The 18,128-nt window shown below is 73.2% G+C and carries 17 protein-coding genes; 6 read left to right on the top strand and 11 right to left on the bottom strand.

The features are described from left to right. Positions 1 to 40: 40 nt before the first annotated feature. The 9 genes from ACZ4MH_RS22435 to ACZ4MH_RS22395 form a co-directional block, all read right to left on the bottom strand. Positions 41 to 949 (bottom strand): sirohydrochlorin chelatase, encoded by a 909-nt coding sequence (locus ACZ4MH_RS22435; protein WP_351592893.1) that lies wholly within the window; start codon positions 947 to 949, stop codon positions 41 to 43. Between the two features lie 353 nt (positions 950 to 1,302). Beyond that, positions 1,303 to 2,361: an N-acetylglucosamine kinase gene (locus ACZ4MH_RS22430; protein ID WP_467754652.1), complete on the bottom strand. Its 1,059-nt coding sequence runs from the start codon at positions 2,359 to 2,361 to the stop codon at positions 1,303 to 1,305. Beyond that, positions 2,354 to 3,358, bottom strand: a complete 1,005-nt coding sequence (locus ACZ4MH_RS22425; protein WP_351596371.1) for an LURP-one-related family protein — start codon at positions 3,356 to 3,358, stop codon at positions 2,354 to 2,356. Before ACZ4MH_RS22425 ends, ACZ4MH_RS22430 begins: the two co-directional genes overlap by 8 nt. A 128-nt stretch (positions 3,359 to 3,486) precedes the next feature. Beyond that, positions 3,487 to 4,164: a uracil-DNA glycosylase gene (locus ACZ4MH_RS22420; RefSeq protein WP_351596368.1), complete on the bottom strand. Its 678-nt coding sequence runs from the start codon at positions 4,162 to 4,164 to the stop codon at positions 3,487 to 3,489. A 136-nt stretch (positions 4,165 to 4,300) separates the two neighbouring features. After that, entirely contained in the window at positions 4,301 to 5,398 is a 1,098-nt protein-coding gene (locus ACZ4MH_RS22415) for a WD40/YVTN/BNR-like repeat-containing protein (protein ID WP_351596365.1), read from the bottom strand. 155 nt (positions 5,399 to 5,553) lie between these two features. Continuing rightward, complete coding sequence (argJ, locus tag ACZ4MH_RS22410) at positions 5,554 to 6,753, bottom strand: bifunctional glutamate N-acetyltransferase/amino-acid acetyltransferase ArgJ (protein ID WP_351596362.1); 1,200 nt, start codon at positions 6,751 to 6,753, stop codon at positions 5,554 to 5,556. A 71-nt stretch (positions 6,754 to 6,824) separates the two neighbouring features. Further along, the gene (gene rocD, locus ACZ4MH_RS22405) at positions 6,825 to 8,096 is read right to left on the bottom strand and encodes an ornithine--oxo-acid transaminase (RefSeq protein WP_351596359.1); all 1,272 of its coding nucleotides are present in this window, start codon (positions 8,094 to 8,096) and stop codon (positions 6,825 to 6,827) included. Then, complete coding sequence (gene ddaH, locus ACZ4MH_RS22400) at positions 8,093 to 8,890, bottom strand: dimethylargininase (RefSeq protein WP_467754656.1); 798 nt, start codon at positions 8,888 to 8,890, stop codon at positions 8,093 to 8,095. Before ddaH ends, rocD begins: the two co-directional genes overlap by 4 nt. A gap of 276 nt (positions 8,891 to 9,166) precedes the next feature. Continuing rightward, complete coding sequence (locus tag ACZ4MH_RS22395; protein WP_351596356.1) at positions 9,167 to 9,712, bottom strand: Lrp/AsnC family transcriptional regulator; 546 nt, start codon at positions 9,710 to 9,712, stop codon at positions 9,167 to 9,169. Between the two features lie 259 nt (positions 9,713 to 9,971). On the opposite strand from ACZ4MH_RS22395, the gene ACZ4MH_RS22390 reads away from it, so the two are divergent. The 4 genes from ACZ4MH_RS22390 to ACZ4MH_RS22375 all read left to right on the top strand — a co-directional run bounded on the left by ACZ4MH_RS22390 (position 9,972) and on the right by ACZ4MH_RS22375 (position 12,956). Next, positions 9,972 to 10,409, top strand: a complete 438-nt coding sequence (locus ACZ4MH_RS22390; RefSeq protein ID WP_351596353.1) for a hypothetical protein — start codon at positions 9,972 to 9,974, stop codon at positions 10,407 to 10,409. Next, positions 10,406 to 11,578 carry a glycosyltransferase family 4 protein gene (locus ACZ4MH_RS22385; protein WP_351596350.1) on the top strand — a complete coding sequence of 391 codons (1,173 nt, stop codon included), beginning with the start codon at positions 10,406 to 10,408 and terminating at the stop codon, positions 11,576 to 11,578. Before ACZ4MH_RS22390 ends, ACZ4MH_RS22385 begins: the two co-directional genes overlap by 4 nt. Positions 11,579 to 11,667: 89 nt before the next feature. Next, positions 11,668 to 12,054, top strand: a complete 387-nt coding sequence (locus ACZ4MH_RS22380) for a BlaI/MecI/CopY family transcriptional regulator (RefSeq protein WP_351596347.1) — start codon at positions 11,668 to 11,670, stop codon at positions 12,052 to 12,054. Then, positions 12,051 to 12,956, top strand: a complete 906-nt coding sequence (locus tag ACZ4MH_RS22375; protein ID WP_351596344.1) for a M56 family metallopeptidase — start codon at positions 12,051 to 12,053, stop codon at positions 12,954 to 12,956. Before ACZ4MH_RS22380 ends, ACZ4MH_RS22375 begins: the two co-directional genes overlap by 4 nt. Positions 12,957 to 13,009: 53 nt before the next feature. Here ACZ4MH_RS22375 and ACZ4MH_RS22370 read toward each other — a convergent pair whose 3' ends face one another. Further along, the gene (locus ACZ4MH_RS22370) at positions 13,010 to 14,311 is read right to left on the bottom strand and encodes a DUF418 domain-containing protein (RefSeq protein ID WP_351596341.1); all 1,302 of its coding nucleotides are present in this window, start codon (positions 14,309 to 14,311) and stop codon (positions 13,010 to 13,012) included. Between the two features lie 308 nt (positions 14,312 to 14,619). On the opposite strand from ACZ4MH_RS22370, the gene ACZ4MH_RS22365 reads away from it, so the two are divergent. Together ACZ4MH_RS22365 and ACZ4MH_RS22360 are read left to right on the top strand one after the other, a co-directional pair. Continuing rightward, positions 14,620 to 15,819 carry a glycosyltransferase gene (locus ACZ4MH_RS22365; RefSeq protein ID WP_351596338.1) on the top strand — a complete coding sequence of 400 codons (1,200 nt, stop codon included), beginning with the start codon at positions 14,620 to 14,622 and terminating at the stop codon, positions 15,817 to 15,819. A 35-nt stretch (positions 15,820 to 15,854) separates the two neighbouring features. Continuing rightward, complete coding sequence (locus ACZ4MH_RS22360) at positions 15,855 to 17,069, top strand: MFS transporter (RefSeq protein ID WP_351596335.1); 1,215 nt, start codon at positions 15,855 to 15,857, stop codon at positions 17,067 to 17,069. On the opposite strand, the gene ACZ4MH_RS22355 is transcribed toward ACZ4MH_RS22360, so the two are convergent. Next, the gene (locus tag ACZ4MH_RS22355) at positions 17,039 to 17,965 is read right to left on the bottom strand and encodes an EamA family transporter (RefSeq protein WP_467754651.1); all 927 of its coding nucleotides are present in this window, start codon (positions 17,963 to 17,965) and stop codon (positions 17,039 to 17,041) included. The genes ACZ4MH_RS22360 and ACZ4MH_RS22355 overlap by 31 nt on opposite strands. Positions 17,966 to 18,128 lie beyond the last annotated feature (163 nt).

Below are 18,128 nucleotides of genomic sequence, written 5' to 3'. Positions count from 1 at the left end.
CAGGCCGTGTCGTCGGCCACCCGTGGCGGCCGGCGGCGGTTCAGTGGGTCGCTGCGCCCTGTGCCGACTGCAGCGTGATGCCGAGCGACGCCGCGTAGTTGGACAGGACCAGGCGGCCCACCGCCATGTACGCACCCAGCGCCTCCGCGGAGGCGCAGCCCGCCTCGGCCGCGGCCGCCCCCAGCAGCCCGTCGGCGATCTCCGGGCCGATCAGGTACGGGGCCAGCGCCAGCTGCTGCGACCCCGAGGCCCGCAGCTGCTCGGCCGTACGCGAGATCGCGCCGTCCTCGTCCAGCGCGGCGGCCAGCACCGGCACCGCGAGGCGCGCGGAGAGCAGCATGCCGGTGATGCCGGCGGCCTGCACGGCCTCCTCGCCGCCGACGGTGGCGAGGATGATGCCGTCAGCGGCCGTTGCGACCGTGAACAGCCGGGCGCGGTCGGCGCGCGCCAGGCCGGCCTCGGACAGCCGTACGTGCAGGCCCTCGGCGAGCAGCGGGTGCGGCCCGAGCACGTCGGTGAGCTCGGCGGCGGAGCCGCTGTTCATGATCGCCTGGCGTATGCGGCGGAGCAGGGCGTTGTCGGGGCCCGCGAGCAGCGGCACGACGACGGCTGCCGGGCTGTCCTTCAGGTCCTGCGCACCGTTCTCGATGCGGGCCCTGCGCTCGGCGGCGGCGTGCGCGAGCACCGCCTCCAGCGACGGGAACTCGCCGTCACCGCCGTCGACGTACCCGATCCGCGCGTCGAGGCCGGGCAGCTCGGAGCGGGCGATGCTGGACACCTCCTCCGCCAGGCCGCGCGACGCGGCGGTGGGGGCGCCGGGAACGGCCAGAACGAGCGCGGGCGCGCCCTCGGGCGCGGCGACCGGCTCGGGTCGGCGGTGGCGTCCGGACTGGCGCGGACGCGGCATTCGTACAGGCAGGCCGGGTGCGGGCCCAGTGGGGGAACTCATGGCGCCGCATGCTAACGCCTCTTCGGCACCCCGTGCCGAGGGAGGGCACAGTCGGGTGTCTTGTGTACCGATTCGTCCCGCGCGTCTTCGTGTGAACATCCCACGACACGCCGTGTGATCTGCGCTGACTTGTGCGGCGGGCGATCGAAAGGGGTGCTGATGGGGGGATTCCGGTTATGGGTCGATGGGGGCGTTGGTGACGGGGGCGTCGATGGCGTGGGCGTCGGTGACGGGGGCGGAGCGGCTGCTGGACGGCGGGGCGAAGGGAGGGGTGGGGCGCGATGAGGGCGGTCGACGCGTGTGCGACTGCGAATAGTGCGAGCGCGTCGTCGTTGGCGGGCTCCCCGGCGTACTCATCCGCCTACGCGCAGCAGCCGCTCATCGGTGGGCAGCCGCAGCGCGTCCCGCGCCACCGCCGACGCGATCAGCAGCGCGCCGTCCAGCGGATCGCCGTCCGCCGCGCGGAGGCGTACGCCGGGCAGCCGTACCGCGAGCGCCGCCCGCAACGGCTCCAGCAGCGGTTCGCCGATCTTGAAGAGGCCGCCGGTGTACGCGACCTCCCGGCCGGTGGGCGCGACTTCCCGCGGGCAGACCGCGGCCGCCGAGTCGGCGATGTGGTGGGCGGCCTCGTCGAGTATGGCCGCGGCGAACTTGTCCTCGGCGGCGCAGCGCGCGACCTCGGGCGCGAAGGAGGCCAGTACGGCGGGCCGGTCCGTACGCGGGTACAGCTTGCCGGGCAGGTCCGTGACCGGCCCGAACACCGCTTCCGCGCGGGCCAGCAGCGCCGCCGAACCGCCGGGCCTGCCGTCGTGCGCGCGCAGCGCCGCCTCCAGCCCAGCCCGGCCGATCCAGGCGCCGCTGCCGCAGTCGCCCAGGAGGTGGCCCCAGCCGTCGGCGCGGCGCCAGCCGGTCGCCGGGCTGAGGTCCGTGCCCATCGCGATCATGCCCGTGCCGGCCGCGACCACGGCCCCGGGGCGCTGGCCGAGCGCCCCCGCGTACGCGGTGACCGCGTCGGCCGTGAGGGCCAGCCGGTCCGTGCCGAGCGCGCGGGACAGCGCGGCGGGCAGCGCAGCGCGCAGGCCGTCGCCGAGGGCGGCCATGCCGGCCGCGCCCACGCACACCGCCGCGCACCGGCCGCCCCCGCCCGCCTCGCGCAGCAGCGAGTCGGCCGCCGGCAGGAGCCGGCCGAGCAGGTCGTCCGCGTCGATGCCGTCCGGTCCCGTACGCACCGGCTCCCGGAAGACGACCGTACGCAGCCGCCGCACCGGGGCCGGAGCCCCTCCGGCCGCGGCCTCGTCCCCGTGGGCAGCGTCCCCGTATGCGCGGGCGACCGCGATCCGCAGGCCCGAGCCGCCCGAGTCGACCCCGAGTACTACCGGTGCGGGGCCCGGCGCCGGCGTGGTCTCACCCAAAGCCGCGGGCGTCCTGCTTGAGGGCGGTGTCGACGGTCAGCGCCGTGGCGACCACCAGGCTCAGCAGCGGGTCGGGCAGCTGCTGGTGGATCTGCAGGACGTAGTTGTCCGCCGTGGTGAACATCGTCTTGGCGAGGCCCTCCCACGTCTTGGTGATCCGGGCGATCTCCTGGTCGGCGTGGTCGACGATGGCGAAATTCCAGGCGCGCCAGTTCTCCGCCTTGATCGCGCCGATCTGCTGGCCGTTGACCACCAGCGCGAAGTTGATCTTCCCGATGGCGTTCTGCTGCACGATCTCGCCGACCGGCTGCCCGTCCGGGCGCTCCACCAGCACCTTGGACTTGATGAACTTGGCCGGCCGCGTCAGCACCAGCTGCGGCTGTCCGTACGCGTCACGGATTTCCAGCTTGTGGGTCATGTACTGGTCGAGGCTGGAGACCAGCCGCAGCACCTTCTTGGCCGTGCTCTGGCCGACCTGCACGACCGAGCCGATGGTGTTGCCGTTCTGGTCGAAGACGCTGTACTCGTTCGTCATCTCGATCAGCTTGGCCTTCTGGTTCACCACCAGAACCGGCTCGCTGAACAGCGAACCCGGCGCACCGCCGGCTTGCTGCGGGTAGCCGTACCCCTGGGGCTGGGCCTGGGCCTGCCCGTACGGCTGCTGGGGGGTGTGCTGGGGTGCGCCCTGCGCGTACGGCTGCGGCTGGGGCTGTGCCTGCGGCATCGGCTGCGCGCCGGGTGCCTGTCCCTGCTGTCCCTGCTGGTGCTGTGCCTGGTGCTGCGCCTGGCCGTGCGCCTGCTGCTGGTCGTACTGCTGTGCCTGGCCGTACTGCTGCGCCGGGGCCTGCGCCTGCTGCTGCGCCTGGCCCGGGGCCTGTCCCTGGCCGCCCGGGTGGGTGTGTTCGGTCCACCGGGCGCCGTCCCACCAGCGCAGTTGGTCAGGCGTGCCCTGCGGGTCGGCGTACCAGCCCGCCGGCACGTTCGAGTTCGTGGTCATGCGGGCACACTATCCCTCCAGCTCAGCCCGGCCGTCGGGCCACCACGTCAGCCCGGCCACCGGCCCGCGGCCCCGGCGCTGCCGCAAGGCCGAGGGACGGCCGCGCGGTCGAGCAAGCCGCCGCGAGGTCAGGGAAGCTGCCAGGACACCGGTTGTGCGCCCTGCTTGACCAGCAGGTCGTTGACCCGGCTGAACGGCCGCGAGCCGAAGAAACCCCGGTCGGCGGACATCGGCGAGGGGTGCGCCGACTCGACCGACGGCACCTGCCCGAGAAGCGGGCGCAAATTGCGCGCGTCCCGCCCCCACAGGACGGCCACCAGCGGCCGCTCGCGCGCGGCCAGCGCACGGATGGCCTGCTCGGTGACCTCTTCCCAGCCCTTGCCGCGGTGTGCGGCGGGCTTGCGCGGCGCCGTCGTCAGGGCGCGGTTGAGCAGCAGCACGCCCTGCCGGGTCCACGGCGTGAGGTCACCGTTGGCCGGCCGCCCCAGCCCCAGGTCGGAGTGCATCTCGCGGAAGATGTTCTCCAGGCTGCCCGGCAGCGGGCGCACCTCCGGCGCTACCGAGAAGCTGAGCCCGACGGCGTGTCCCGGCGTGGGGTAGGGGTCCTGCCCGACGATGAGCACCCGCACCTCGTCGAAGGGCTGTTGGAAGGCGCGCAGCACATTGCTGCCGGCCGGGAGGTACGTGCGTCCCGCGGCGATCTCCGCCCGCAGGAAGTCGCCCATCGCGGCGATCCGTCCGGCAACGGGCTCAAGTGCCTTCGCCCAGCCCGGTTCGACGATTTCATGGAGAGGTCGTGCAGCCACGGCGTCACCCTACTGGCCGCCCGGTGGTCCGTATCAACCCGTGCCCCCTTCCCCCGGTCACCTTCGCCCTCCTCCGGTCAGCTTCGGCCAGGACTGCGCCGGATCACGCCATCTCCACCGCCCACGCCTCCACCGCTCAGGCCATTACCGCCGCCCGTACGCACAGCACGTCCGGCAGGTGGGCGGCGAGCTGCTGCCAGCTGTCGCCGTCGTCCGCGCTGGCGAACACCTCGCCATTGCGATTGCCGAAGTACACGCCCGCCGGATCCGCGTCGTCCACGCACAGCGCGTCGCGCAGCACCGTGCCGTAGTGGTCCTCCCGCGGCAGCCCCGCACTCAGCGCCTCCCAGCTCGCGCCCGCGTCGGAGGTCCGGAACACCCGGCAGCGGTGCTCGGCCGGCACCCGGTCCATGTCAGCGGTGATCGGGAAGACATACGCCACGTCGCCGCGGTGCGGGTGCGCGGCGACCGCGAACCCGAAGTCCGACGGCAGCCCCGACCCGATGTCCGTCCACTTCGCGCCCGCGTCGTCGCTGCGGTAAACCCCCCAGTGGTTCTGCAGGTAGAGGCGGTCGCGGTTGACCGAATCCTGCGCGATCTTGTGGACGCACTGGCCGAATTCCGGGTCCGGATCGGGCAGGAACACCGCCTTCACGCCCGCGTTGGACGGCGACCAGCTCGCCCCGCCGTCCAGCGTGCGGAACACCCCGGCCGTGGACACGGCCACCGTCACCGCGTCGGCGGTGCGCGGGTCGGTGATCACCGTGTGCACCGCGAGCCCGCCGCCGCCCGGCACCCACTGGTCGTGCGAGGGGTGCTCCCACAGCGGCCGCACCAGCTCGAACGACTCGCCGCCGTCCTCGGACCGGAACAGCGCGCCCGGCTCCGTACCGGCATAGACGACATCGGGCGCCGCCGGGCCCGCGGGCTGCAGCTGCCACACCCGCTCCAGTGAACTCCCCGTGTACTCCGGGTACTTGACCGCCGGGCGGGCCGGCTCCACCCAACTCTCGCCGAGATCGTCCGAGTGGAAAACCGAAGGGCCCCAGTGTGCGCTGTCCGCGCCGGCCAGCAGCCGCGGTGTGGCGCGGCGGGTGTCGATACCGATCGAGTAGACCGCCTGGGCCGGGAAGTGGGGCTCGCCCAGCTCCCACGTGCCCCACCGTCGCCGGCCGATGAACAGGCCCTTCCGGGTCCCCACCGCGAGCAGGACATCAGCCGTGTGGGTCGTCATGTCAATGCACCTCCGAACGCCGTTGTTCCAGGTACGGGTCAGTCTGCACCCGACCACTGACAACGGCCCTCGGAAGCGTCGTCCGCCCAGGTCAGCCAGGGTGTGTCAGGCCGTGCCAGGCCGTGCCAGGCCGTGCCGGGCCGTGTCCGGTCGCGTCAGGTCGTGTAGTCCGCGTTGACGCGGATGTAGCCCTCGGTCAGGTCGCAGCCGTAGACCGTGGCGGCGGCCCCGCCGAGGCCCAGCCCGATCGAGATGTCGACCTCGTCCCGCCGCATGGTCTCGGCCAGCTTTTCGAGGGTGTCGGCCGCGGGTTCCTCCGGGTACACCTCGGTCTCGCCGAACCGTACGGTCACCTTCGCCGGCTCGATGTCCGTGTCCTCGGTGTTCTTGCCGATGGCCATGACGACCCGGCCCCAGTTCGGGTCGGCGCCGTGCACGGCCGTCTTGACCAGCGGAGAGTTCACTACGCTCTTGGCCACCCGCTTGGCCTGCGCGTAGTCGGCGGCCTGCGCCACCGTGACCCGCAGCAGCTTGCTCGCGCCCTCCCCGTCGCTCGCCAGCTGTTCCGTGAGATCCAGGCACACCTCGGCGAGCGCCGCCGAGAACGCCGCCGGGTCGACCGGCCCCGCCGCCCCGTTGGCGAGCGCGCTCACGGTGTCGGAGGTGGAGGTGTCGGTGTCCACGCTCAGGCAGTTGAACGTCTTCTCCACGGCGCCGCGCAGCGCGGTGTCCAGTGCGGCGGGGGAGAGCTCCGCGTCGGTGAACACGTACGCCAGCATCGTGGCCATATTCGGCTCCAGCATGCCGACGCCCTTGGCGACGCCCACGATGCGGGCCCGGCCGACGCTCCGGGTGCTGGTCTTCGGGCGGGTGTCCGTGGTCATCATCGCGCGCGCCACGTCGAGGGGGCCCGCCTCGAAGGCCGCCGGGCCGCGCTCCGCCGTCGCCTCCAGGTGCGCGCGGATGGTGTCCATCGGGAGCGGCCGTCCGATCACGCCGGTGGACCCGATGAGCACGGCGTCGGCCGGGACGCCGAGTATCGCGGCGACCCGGCCGACGACCTCGGCCGCGTTCTCCTCGCCCTGCCGTCCGGTGGCCACGTTGGCGTTCTGCGCCAGGGTGGTGACGGCGCGCAGGCGCCCGCCGGCGGCGTGCGCCCGGCTGAGTACCACCGCGGGGCCCGCGAAGCGGCTGCGGGTGAACATCGCGGCGCTGACCGACGGCCGGTCCGACGCCACGATCGAGATGTCGTCCCCGTGTGCCCGCAGGCCCCCGTTCCCGGTGTACGCCCGGAACCCGACGGGCCAGCTGAGCTCGCCCGCATCCGCAGCTGAATGTGAATCAGTATGTGTCATGCGGAATAGAGTTGCGGACAAGGTTGCAAAGTGTCCAGCTATTTTGTTGTGCAGGACTGCATGAGTATGCGCTACTCGCCCAGCACCCGCCCCAGCGCTTCGATCGCCGACGACAGTTCGTCCTCCGTGATGGTCAGCGGCGGGGCGAGCCGCACAGTGGAGCCGTGGGTGTCCTTGACCAGGACGCCTTCCCGCATGAGGCGCTCGCTGATCTCGCGCCCCGTGCCCAGCGCGGGGTCGACGTCGACGCCCGCCCACAGGCCGCGGGCCCGGAAGCCGGTGACGCCCTTGCCGGTCAGGCCGGCGAGGCCGGCGCGCAGTACCTCGCCCAGCTCGGCCGCCCGGCGCTGGTACTCGCCGGTGGCCAGCAGGTCGATGACGGCCGAACCGACCGCGGCGGCCAGCGGGTTGCCGCCGAACGTGGAGCCGTGCTCGCCCGGGTGCAGCACCTCCAGCACGTCCCGGCGGGCCACTACGGCGGAGACCGGGACGATGCCGCCGCCGAGCGCCTTGCCGAGCAGCAGCACGTCCGGGACGACGGATTCGTGCTCGACGGCCAGCGTGCGGCCCGTGCGCCCGAGCCCGGACTGGATCTCGTCGGCGATGAACAGGCAGCCGGCCCGCCGGGTCAGCTCGCGGACGCCGGTCAGGTAGCCGTCGTCCGGGATGAGGACGCCGGCCTCGCCCTGGATCGGCTCGATGAGCACGGCCGCCGTGGTCTCGTCCACGGCCGCTTCGAGGGCGGCGAGGTCGTTGTACGGGACGACGCGGAAGCCGGGCGTGTAGGGGCCGTAGCCGGCGCGCGCCACGGGGTCGGTGGAGAAGCTGACGAGCGTGGTCGTGCGGCCGTGGAAGTTGTCGGCGGCGACGACGATCGTGGCCTGGTCCGGAGCCACGCCCTTGACGTCGTACGCCCACTTGCGGGCGACCTTGATGCCGCTCTCCACGGCCTCGGCGCCCGTGTTCATCGGCAGGACCATGTCCATGCCGGTGAGCGCGGCCAGGCCCTCGGCGAAGCCGGCGAGCCGGTCGTTGTGGAAGGCGCGCGAGGTGAGGGTGACCTGGTCGAGCTGGCGGTGCGCGGCCTCGACGAGCGCCGGGTGGCGGTGGCCGAAGTTCAGCGCCGAGTAGCCGGCGAGCATGTCGAGGTACCGGCGGCCCTCGACGTCCTCGACCCAGACGCCCTCGGCGCGCGCCACGACCACCGGGAGCGGGTGGTAGTTGTGCGCGAGGACGGGCCCTTCCGCGCGGATCAGCTCCGCCGAGGAGCGGGCGTCCGATGCGGAGGGCTGCGGCACGGGGCCGGCCGCGGCGGAGGACGAGAGGCGGATGGGCGCGGTCATGAGCGGACCTCCTGGGTGCAGCATTTGATGCCGCCGCCGGCCTTGTGGAACTCCGACAGGTCGACGGGGACAGGAACGTAACCGTGACGGGCGAGTTGTTCAACGATCCCCTCAGCCTGCGGGGCGACGAAGACGTGACACCCGTCGGAGACGGAATTGAGGCCGAACGCCAGCGCGTCGTCCCGGGTGGCGAGCAGCGCGTCCGGGAACAGCCGCCGCAGCACCTCACGGCTGCCGGGCGAGAACGCCTCCGGGTAGTACGCGATGTTGGTGTCGTCGAGCGGGAAGAGGGCGGTGTCGAGGTGGTAGAAGTACGGGTCCACCAGCTGCAGGCCGATCGTCGGCACGCCGAGGAACTCCTGTACCTCTCGGTGCGCCTCCCGTGTCGTGCGGAAGCCCGTACCGGCCAGGACGTAGCCGCCGACCGGCACGAGGTCGCCCTCGCCCTCGCACACCGCCTCCGGCGCGTGCACGTCGAACCCGGCGGCCCGGAACCACCTCTCGTACGCGACGGACTCCGGGCGGCGCTGCGGCGCGTGGAAGCGCGCGCCGAACACGCGTCCTCCCACGACGAGCGCCGAGTTCGCCGCGAACACCATGTCCGGCAGCCCGGCCACCGGCGGCACGGTCTCCACCGTGTGGCCGTGGTCGCGGTACGCCTGGACCAGGGCCGCCCACTGGCGCTGGGCCAGCGCGGTGTCGACCGGCGCGGCGTCGCTCATCCAGGGATTGATGGCGTACCGCACATCGAAGTACCGCGGCTCGCAGAGCAGGAAGCGCCGCGGGCGCGGCACACGGGGCGGGCGCACGATCGTACGCAGCGCCGCATCGCTCACGGGCTCGCGCACGGGTGCCGGTACGGACACGGGTTCGGGCACGGCGGGGTCCTCCGATTCCGCGGACGGGCAGGGGGCGTCCCCCGAGTGACGCGGGGTCACTGAGAGGTGACGCAGGGGATGCCCTCAACGGTAGGAAGCCGTGGCTGTGCCGGACAAGGCCGGAACGCTGCGCACCGGCGCAGTGAACGTGCGTAGAAAAGGCAGTCGGCGCAGGGTTGCTGCGTCGTTGGATCAGATGAGGCCGGTGTTCCCCGCGGGGCGGGCGGAGTCCGCGGGGGAGTCGGGGCCGTAGCCCTGTACCGCGGACGAGCCGGCGCCGGCCTCCGGGCTGTCCGGGATGAGGTGCGAGAGGACCATGTAGCTGATCGTCTTGCGGATGAAGGACTCGGTGCGGATGCGTTCCAGCACCTCCTCGAAGTGCTCCACGTCGGTCGCGCGGACGTGCAGCAGCGCGTCGGCGCCGCCGGATACCGTCATGGCGGCGGTGATCTCCGGGTACTTGCGGACGACCTCGGCGATGCGGCGGGGCGGGGCCGCGCCGTCGCAGTACACCTCGATGTACGCCTCGGTGCGCCAGCCGAGCGCGGCGGGCCGGACCGTGGCGGTGAAGCCGGTGATCACGCCGGTCTCGCGCATCCGGTCCACCCGGCGCTTGACCGCGGTGGCCGACAGGCCGATGGCCGAGCCGATCTCGGCGAAGCTGGTCCTGGCGTTCTCGGTCAGGGCCGAGATGATCTTGCGGTCCAACTCGTCGAGCGGGCCGGATGCGTGGGGCATGGCGGGTGGTTCCTCCGTCGCTGGGCCGGGCCGTACGGCCGTTGGGGGTCCCTGCGGAGCGCACGGACCACGCGGATCGTATGCGCCGCTCGGGGCCCGCGCGCCGCACTCCGTCCCGCGTCACTCCCTCCCGCGCCCCAGCACCGCGTCACTCCGTCCCGCGCCCCGGCCCCGCGTTTCCCGTATCCCGTACTACATCCTGTAGGGTTTCGGATCGTGACCCTACAGGTTGTCGGATCAGCTGCAGGAGGAGCGCGTCATGCACGACCAGCCCGACCGCATCGCCCCCGCGCACGCCGAAGTGGCCGAGGTCTGGCCACGCGACGGCCGGATCCGAGTCCTCGGGCACGTCGTGGGCGCGGCCACGGGCGCGGGCACGCTGGTGGCCCGGGTGCGCGACGCGGCCGGTACGGAACTGCGCCTCGCGGCGGAGGAGCGGGACGGCCGCTTCGAGGTGTCCGTACCGCTGGACGCGCTCGCCTCCGCCACCCCGGAAGGCGACCGGGTCTGGGACCTGTACCTGGTGCCGGACGGCCGTGACGACGCGCTCCGGCTGGGGCGCCACCTGGACGACGTGCCCGGCAAGAAGAAGATCTTCACGTACCCGGCCCAGCGCGCCGGCGGCCTGCGGATCGAGCCGTACTACACCGTCCAGGACAACCTCTCGATCACCTGCCGACGGGAGGAATCCCGGTGAGGATCCGCTTCCTGCTGCTCAACGCCTATGCCGTCGGCGGCACCGTCCGCACCGTCGTCAACCAGGCGAACGCCCTCGCCGAGGCCGGGCACGACGTCGAGGTGGTGAGCGTCCACCGGCACCGCGCCGAGCCCCGCTTCGCGCTGCACCCGAAGGTGCGGCTGCGGGCCCTGGTCGACGGCACGCGTCCGCCGTCCCGCTGGACGCGCCCGCTGACGTACCGCCGGCAGCACCGCCCCAGCCGGCTCGTCCCCGAGTCCGAGGTCCGCTTCGACCGGTTCAGCCGCCTCACCGACCGGCGCATCGTGCGCTACCTGCGCTCGCTGCACGACGGCGTACTGATCACCACCCGGCCCGGCCTGAACCTCCTCTCCGCCCGCTTCACGCCCAAGTCCGTCGTCCGGGTCGGCCAGGAGCACCTGCACTACTCCCACCACAAGCCGGACCTCGCGCGGGAGATCGGGCGCTGGTACCGGCGGCTGGACGCGGTGACCGTACTGACCGCGGCCGACGAGGACGCCTACCTGCGGCGGCTCGGGGACAGCGGCGTCCGCGTCGAATGCATCCCCAACCCGCTCTCCGAGGAGGCCCCGGCGCGTGCAGGGCTCGACCGGCCGCTCGTCGTCTCCGCCGGCCGGCTCGTCAAGGGCAAGGGCTTCGCGACCCTCATCAAGGCGTTCGAGCCCATCGCCCGCGCGCACCCCGAATGGCAGCTGCGCATCTACGGCGCGGGTCCCGAACGCGACCGCCTGCGGACGCTGATCCACGACCGGCACCTCTACAACCACGTCTACCTGATGGGCACCACCCAGGAGTTCGACCGGGAACTGGCCAAGGCCGCCGTCTTCGCCCTCGCCTCCCGGCGCGAAGGGTTCGGCATGGTGCTGGCCGAGGCGATGAGCCACGGCGTCCCGCCGGTCAGCTTCGACTGCCCGCACGGCCCCCGCGAGATCATCACCGACGGCCAGGACGGCCTGCTCGTACCGCTGGGGGACACCCCGGGGCTGACCGCCGCGCTCACCCGCCTCGTCGAGGACGACGCCCTGCGCAAGAAGCTCGGCGGGCACGCCGCCGAGTCCGCCCGCCGCTACACCCCGGCCCGCGTCCGCGCCCGCTGGGAGGCGCTCCTCACGGTCCTCCTCGCGCAGAAGCCGCGGAGGGGCGCATGAGGCCGGGGGAGCCGACCGGTGTCCGTGCGGACATGAGGACGGGAGAACCGACCGGTGCCCGTGCGCCCTACGGGCTGTAGGGTGTTGCCATGGTAGGCAGAAACCCTCGTGGCAGAGGGGAGCGACGCAGCGCCGGCACGCTGGAGAGCGAGGTCCTGGCCGCCCTGTGGGCGACCGAGGCGCCGCTGACCCCGGCGGAGGTGCATGCCGAGATCGGCGGCGATCTCGCGTACAACACCATCCACACGATCCTCAAGCGGCTGCACGACAAGGCGCTGGTCGTACGGGATGCGGAAGGCCGGCGCGGCGCCTACCGGCCGGCCAAGAACGCCGCCGAGCTGACCGCCGAGGTCATGCACCAGGCCCTGGACAAGGGGCCCGACCCGATCGCGGCCCTGCAGCAGTTCGTCACCGGGCTCAGCGGTGAGGAGGAGGCCGCGCTGCGGCAGTTCCTGGCGGAGGACCGCGGCCGGTGAGGATCGACGTCTACGTCCCCCTCGTGCTCTCGCTCCTCCTGGCGACGGCCGGTCCGGCCCTGGCGCGCCGCCTCGTGCCCGCCACCGCGGCGCGCGTCCTCACCTGCGCCGCCGCGGTCACCGCCGCCGCCTCCACCTGGGCGCTGCTGCTCCTCGCCGCGACCCTCGTCGGCGACCCGCCGCCGGGCGGGGCCGCGCCCCGCCCGCACGGCCTGCACATCGCCGACCCCGTGCCCGAGGCCATCGCGCTCGCCGCGCTCGCCGGGCTGACCGCCGGCCTCGTCCGGCTGTACCGCACCCTCCGTACGCACCGCAGGACCCGGGAGGCGCTGCGGCGGATCGACGCGGCCCATGACGCGGACACCGAGCTGATCGTCGCCGCCTCGCCGGACCCGCGGGCGTTCGCCATCCCGGGGCGCCCGGGGCGGATCTTCGTCACCTCCGGGATGCTGGCGGGGCTCGACGCGGACGAACGTCAGGTCCTCCTCGCGCACGAACGCGGCCACCTGCGGCACCGGCACGCCCGCCTCCGCCTGCTCGTCGACGTCGCCGCAGCGCTGAACCCGCTGCTCGCCCCGGTGCGCGACGCCGTCGCCTTCCTCCTGGAGCGCTGGGCCGACGAACACGCCGCCGACCGCACCGGCGACCGCCGCGACGTGGCGCGTGCCCTCGCCCGCGCCGCGCTCCTCGCGCACCGGGGCGGCGGCACGGGCTGCGCGCTGCGCTTCTCCGGCCTCGCCATCAGCCGCCGCGTCGCGGCGCTCCAGGCCGCCCCGCCGAGTACCACCCGCGTCCTCGCCGTGGCCTTCGCCGGCCTCGCGGCCCTCCCGGCGCTCGGCGCGCTGGGCGCCGCCGACGCGACCGACGACTTCCTGACCCTGCTGCCGCATCTGCTCACCTGATCCTGCCGCCGGTGGGCTCCCGCTGCCCTGGGTCCGCTGCCTGGACAAGGCGCTTACTTGATGAAGCGCGCCGGCCGGGTGATCAGGTACAGCAGGTACTCCAGTGGTCCGCGCCGGAACAGCCGCTTCCATACGAAGGCCAGCACCAGCACGCCCACGGTGAAGCCGAGCAGCACCACCGGGTCGGTGGAGTCGGGCATGTCGTCCGTGTCCAGCGCCCAGATGGCCACGATGTGCAGCGCATAGGCGGACAGGGACATCGCACCGACGGCGATGACCGGCGTGGCCACCCGCCGGAAGCGCGGCAGCCGGTCCAGGGCGATCGTGCACCCGGCCAGTACGAGCAGGGCGACGCCGGTGTTGCCCAGGATCGACGGGGTCGTCTGACTGTGCGGCGCGGCCACCAGCAGCCACTCCCGGAAGAGGTGGGTGGGGTCGCCGACGGTGTCGGACCACCAGGCCGACCCCGGCGAGTCGCCGTCCGAACCGGCGGCGACGGCGGCGTACGCGTTCGGGACCAGGTGCAGGGCCAGCCACGAGCCCCCGTAACCGAGGACCGCGAGCGCGGCACCGGTACAGGCGAGCCGGATGCGGACCACCGAATCGGCGAGGTCGAGCCGGGCCACCGCCATGCCCGCGATCAGGAACGGGACCCAGGTGAGCACCGGATACGCGCCGGTGAACAGCAGATCGATGACGCCGTCCGTGTCACCGAGCCCGGACAGCGGGTCGTGGGCGATCACCATGTCGCCCCAACTGCCTTGATCCAGCGAGACCTTGACCAGGAAGAGGTCCTGGGGGAGTACCAGCGCGGTCCCCGCGGCGATGAAGGCGAGCGCCCCCGCCTTGAGTCGGTACAGGGGGAGAACCACGACGAACGCCAGCGCGTAGTAGGCGAGGATCACGTCGATCGAGGTGTCCAGCGCGGTCAGTGCCGTCCCCAGCGCCAGCAGGACGACGGCGCGGATCAGCACCCGCGTGACCGCCTGCCGGCCCGCGCGCCCGGTACGGGGCTCGGGGCGGCCGGTGATGAGCACGATCGAGAAACCGGCGAGCAGCGCGAAGAGGGCGGACGAGCGGCCGCGCGCGAACTCCATGAGAAAGCCCACGGGGCCGCCGTCCGACGGATCGGGGCCCACGTGGGCGGCGAACATGCCCAGTACCGCGAGGCCGCGGGCGAGGTCGACGCCGATCAGCCGGGGAGTGCTGGCACGTGCGGTCGGCGGTGACAGTTGGTCGGGTGCGGTGTGGTCGGGTGTGGTGGCGGGCCGGTCGCCCGGTGACACTTTCCGTGACGGGGACCAGGTGCGCGTCGGCAGGGGCACGTTGCGTGCCTTGGGTAAATTCTGCGACATACGCCCAAGATGCCTGTCTTACCCGCAACGGAACACGGTTCGCGGGAATTTGGTGACGCATCCGTCACTGCGGCGGTATCGTGCTGCGCCCTCCGGTGCCCAAGTGCACTCGTGGGGCCGCATGACGCTCCGTGAGCGCGCCCGGCGCGCACGTGCCCCGCACGCCGTGCGGTCCCTCCCTCCACTCCCGCCCCGCCCGGATGGCGCGGAAACCGGACGGATACGCTGTTTCAACAGTCGTTGATTTTCCTGAGTCCCAGCTGCGCGCCCCCAGTGCCGGCCGCGCGGCGCCGAGGGAGCGAAGCACCATGCGCATCCTGTTCACCGCCCAGGCGAGCTACTCGCACCTCGCACCGCTGGTGCTGCCGGCGGCCGAGAGCGCCCGGCAGGCGGGCCACGAGGTGGCCGTCGCCACCGGGAACGCCGTCGCGGAGCACATCGAGAAGCGCGGGCTGACCGCGCTGCGGCTGCCGAACGTCGAGGGGCTGGGGGACGTACTGCAGCGCGGCGACATCCGTCCGCCCGCGGTCATGCGCCAATTCGGCTCCGTCACCATCGAGTTGGACCCGCAGTTCTTCGCATCCGCCTTCGTCGGGCAGCTGGCAGGGCCCTCGGCGCGCGACATCGTCGACGTGGCACAGGACTGGCGCCCCGACCTGATCCTGCACGAATCCACCGAGTTCGGCGGCTACTTGGCGGGCGAACGGCTCGGCATCCCGCACGGCGCGCTGGACATCGCGCCGCTCGCGCCCTACGCCCACCCCGCCGTCACCGAGCAGCTCAACAAGCACCGCGCCGACCTGGGCCTCGACCCGATCGACGACCCCTGGCACGTCTTCCGTGCCTTCCGGGCCGGCGTCGTACCGGAGGAGTTCTACCCCGAGGCGAGCCGCCTGCCGAACGCCCACTACTACCGGCTGCCAGCCCCCGCCGGCGAAGCGCCCCTCGACCCCGAGATCGCCGGGCTCCCCGCCGACCGCCCGCTCGTCCTCGCCACACTGGGCTCCAACGCGACCCAGTTCCCCGGCGGCGGAGTCCTTCCCCTGCTCGACACCATCATCGAGACGCTCGGGGACCTTCCGGTCACCGGCGTCGTCGCGCTCGGCGCGGGCACCGACCCCCGGGAGTGGACGGGCGCCCGCGCCGACAACGTCCACCTCACCTCGTTCGTCCAGCAGGAACTGCTCCTGCGGTCCAGCGACGCGTTCCTCACGCACGCCGGCTTCAACGGGACCCGGGAGGCGCTGGCGGCAGGCGTCCCCATGGTCGCCGTACCGCTCTTCGCCGAGCAGTCGTACAACGCCGCCCGGCTGCGGGAGATCGGCGCGGGCCGCCGGATCGACGTCCAGGACGTCACGCGCGAGTCGCTGACCGCGGCCGTACGCGCCGTACTGGAGGACCGCTCCTACCGCTCCCGCGCCCAGTCCCTCCAACGCCGCTCCCACGCGCTCCCGGACCTCTCCCGCCTCGCGGCGGACGCGGCGGCGGCCACGGGTGCGGCCGCTTGACCCCGTGAGGCGGGGCCGGCTCGTACCGTGGGGACATGATCGTTCGTCATGAGACGGGCCGGCGCCCGGGGTACTCCGCAGCAGCGGCGGTGTTCGCCGTGGGCATGGCGGGCACCACGCTCCCCACCCCGCTGTACGGCCTCTACCGCAAAGAGCTGGGCTTCTCGGAGCTGATGGTGACGGTGGTCTTCGCCGTCTACGCGCTCGGCGTCATCGCCGTACTGCTGCTCGCGGGCAACTACTCCGACCGCGTCGGCCGCCGCCCCGTACTCCTGACGGCGCTGGCCTTCTCGGCGCTCAGCGCGGTCTGCTTCCTGTCCGACTTCCTGTCCGGTTTCCCGTCCGTGGGCGGCCTGCCCTTCCTCTTCGCGGGCCGGCTCCTCTCCGGCTTCTCGGCCGGGCTCTTCAGCGGCGCGGCCACGGCGGCGGTACTGGAACTGGCGCCGCCCGAACGCAAGTCGCGCGCCGGCTTCGCCGCGGCCGCCGCCAACATGGGCGGCCTCGGCTGCGGCCCGCTGCTCGCCGGGCTCCTGGCCCAGTACGCCCCCTGGCCGCTCGCCCTGCCGTACCTGACGCACCTCGCACTCATCGCGGTGGCGTGCGTACTGGTCCTCCTCCTGCCCGAGACCGTCGACCGGCCGGAGCGGTGGCCGGGCCTCCGGCCGCAGGGCGTGGTCGTACCCCCCGAGGTACGCGGCGTGTTCGCCCCCTCGGCCCTCGCCGCCTTCGCCGGTTTCTCGCTCCTCGGCCTGTTCACCGCGGTGGCACCGAGCTTCGTGTCCCAGACCCTCGGCGTGGCCAACCTGGCGGTCTCGGGCGCCGTCGTCTTCTCCGTCTTCCTGGGCTCGACGGCGGGACAGTCCCTTACGGAGAAACTGGGCGCACGCCGGGCGCTCCCGGCCGGCTGCCTCGTCCTCGTGCTGGGCCTCGCCCTCGTCGCCACGTCCCTCGCCGTCGAATCCCTGCCGGTACTGGTCGCCGGCGCCCTGTGCGGCGGCCTCGGCCAGGGCCTCGCCTTCCGCGCCGCTCTCACGTCCGTCGCGGCCGCAGCGCCCGCCGAACACCGCGGCGGCACGATCTCCACCTTCTTCGTCGTCGCCTACACCGGAATCTCCCTCCCGGTCGTCGGTGTCGGCGCCCTCACCCTCGCCCTCGGCCTCCGCACCGCGGGCCTGACCTTCACCGCCTGCGTCGCCCTCCTGGCCGCCGGCACAGCCACTCACTTGCTCCGCAGCTCCCGGCACAGCTGACGGTCAGCGCTCCGGGCCGCCCTGTCCTCCCGGCGCGAGCGTCCTCGTGCGCTCGATCGTTCCCCGGCCCGCAGGAACGTGGCAGCGACGGAGGCGCAGGCGACCGCGGCGATGCCGAGCCACTGCGGCCACGCGAGCCGCTGCCCGAGGATGAGGAGTCCGAACAGCGCGCCAACGGCCGGCTCCAGGCTCGTCAGTACGCCGAACACGCGCGGCGGGATCCGACGCAGTGCCTCCAGGTTGCACGAGTACGGCAGCACGCTGGACGCCACCGCCACCACCGCGGCCACCCACAGCACATGGGGGTCCAGCAGCGCACGACCGGCGTGAGCGATGCCGTACGGGGCGCTCAGCAGCGCCGCCCACAGCACCGCCAGTGCAAGGCCCTGGCCGCCGCTGAGGCGTCGTGCCATGCGGGAGGAGACGAGGATGTACCCGGCCCAGCAGCACGCCGCCACCGCGGCCAGGGTGAGACCGCCCGCCTCAAGAGGGACGCCGCCCCCGCTGAGCAGGAGGACGCCGCCGGCCGCCAGACATGCGGGCACCAGGTCGACCGCCCGTCGTGATCCGGCCAGGGCGATGGCGAACGGGCCGAGGAATTCGATCGTGGCCACGGCCCCCAGGGGAATGTGGTTCACCGCCTCGTAGAACGCGAGGTGGTGTCCCGCCAACAAGGCCCCGGCGCCGATCACCGTTCCCCAGGCGCCCTTCACCGAATGCAACGCCTGCCGCCGCGGGCGCCACAGCAGACACAGAAGTACCCCCGCAATCAGCAACCGCAGGAACACCACGCCCGCCGCACCCACCTGCGGATACACCTGAGGCGCGAAGGCCGCGCCGAACTGGATCCCGCACACGCCGCCCAGCACGAGCCCGGGAGCGGGTATTTTCCCCACGACCTCGGCAAACCCCCGAGTCGCGTTGTTCTCCTGCATTGTGTCGTCCGAGTTCGTGTCGAGGCGGGTGTGGTGAGCGCGACGACTTCCTGCCCCGGGTGCAGCACCTCCACGCGCAGCCCCTACCACGCGCGGGCCAACCTGCTGGGCCGAGTGCAGCAAA

This window comes from Streptomyces sp. NPDC026301 (genome assembly GCF_055567935.1).
Note: the sequence above shows the minus strand (reverse complement) of the source record. Positions and strands in the feature narration are given on the sequence as shown.

What these genes read in the sequence shown, in the direction of transcription:
- ACZ4MH_RS22380 (WP_351596347.1), top strand. Translation starts at nt 11,668, where the DNA reads ATGGTAGGCAGAAACCCTCGTGGCAGAGGGGAGCGACGCAGCGCCGGC.
- rocD (WP_351596359.1), bottom strand. Translation starts at nt 8,096, where the DNA reads ATGACCGCGCCCATCCGCCTCTCGTCCTCCGCCGCGGCCGGCCCCGTG.
- ACZ4MH_RS22415 (WP_351596365.1), bottom strand. Translation starts at nt 5,398, where the DNA reads ATGACGACCCACACGGCTGATGTCCTGCTCGCGGTGGGGACCCGGAAG.
- ACZ4MH_RS22390 (WP_351596353.1), top strand. Translation starts at nt 9,972, where the DNA reads ATGCACGACCAGCCCGACCGCATCGCCCCCGCGCACGCCGAAGTGGCC.
- argJ (WP_351596362.1), bottom strand. Translation starts at nt 6,753, where the DNA reads ATGACACATACTGATTCACATTCAGCTGCGGATGCGGGCGAGCTCAGC.
- ACZ4MH_RS22435 (WP_351592893.1), bottom strand. Translation starts at nt 949, where the DNA reads ATGAGTTCCCCCACTGGGCCCGCACCCGGCCTGCCTGTACGAATGCCG.
- ACZ4MH_RS22360 (WP_351596335.1), top strand. Translation starts at nt 15,855, where the DNA reads ATGATCGTTCGTCATGAGACGGGCCGGCGCCCGGGGTACTCCGCAGCA.
- ACZ4MH_RS22370 (WP_351596341.1), bottom strand. Translation starts at nt 14,311, where the DNA reads ATGTCGCAGAATTTACCCAAGGCACGCAACGTGCCCCTGCCGACGCGC.
- ACZ4MH_RS22425 (WP_351596371.1), bottom strand. Translation starts at nt 3,358, where the DNA reads ATGACCACGAACTCGAACGTGCCGGCGGGCTGGTACGCCGACCCGCAG.
- ACZ4MH_RS22395 (WP_351596356.1), bottom strand. Translation starts at nt 9,712, where the DNA reads ATGCCCCACGCATCCGGCCCGCTCGACGAGTTGGACCGCAAGATCATC.
- ACZ4MH_RS22365 (WP_351596338.1), top strand. Translation starts at nt 14,620, where the DNA reads ATGCGCATCCTGTTCACCGCCCAGGCGAGCTACTCGCACCTCGCACCG.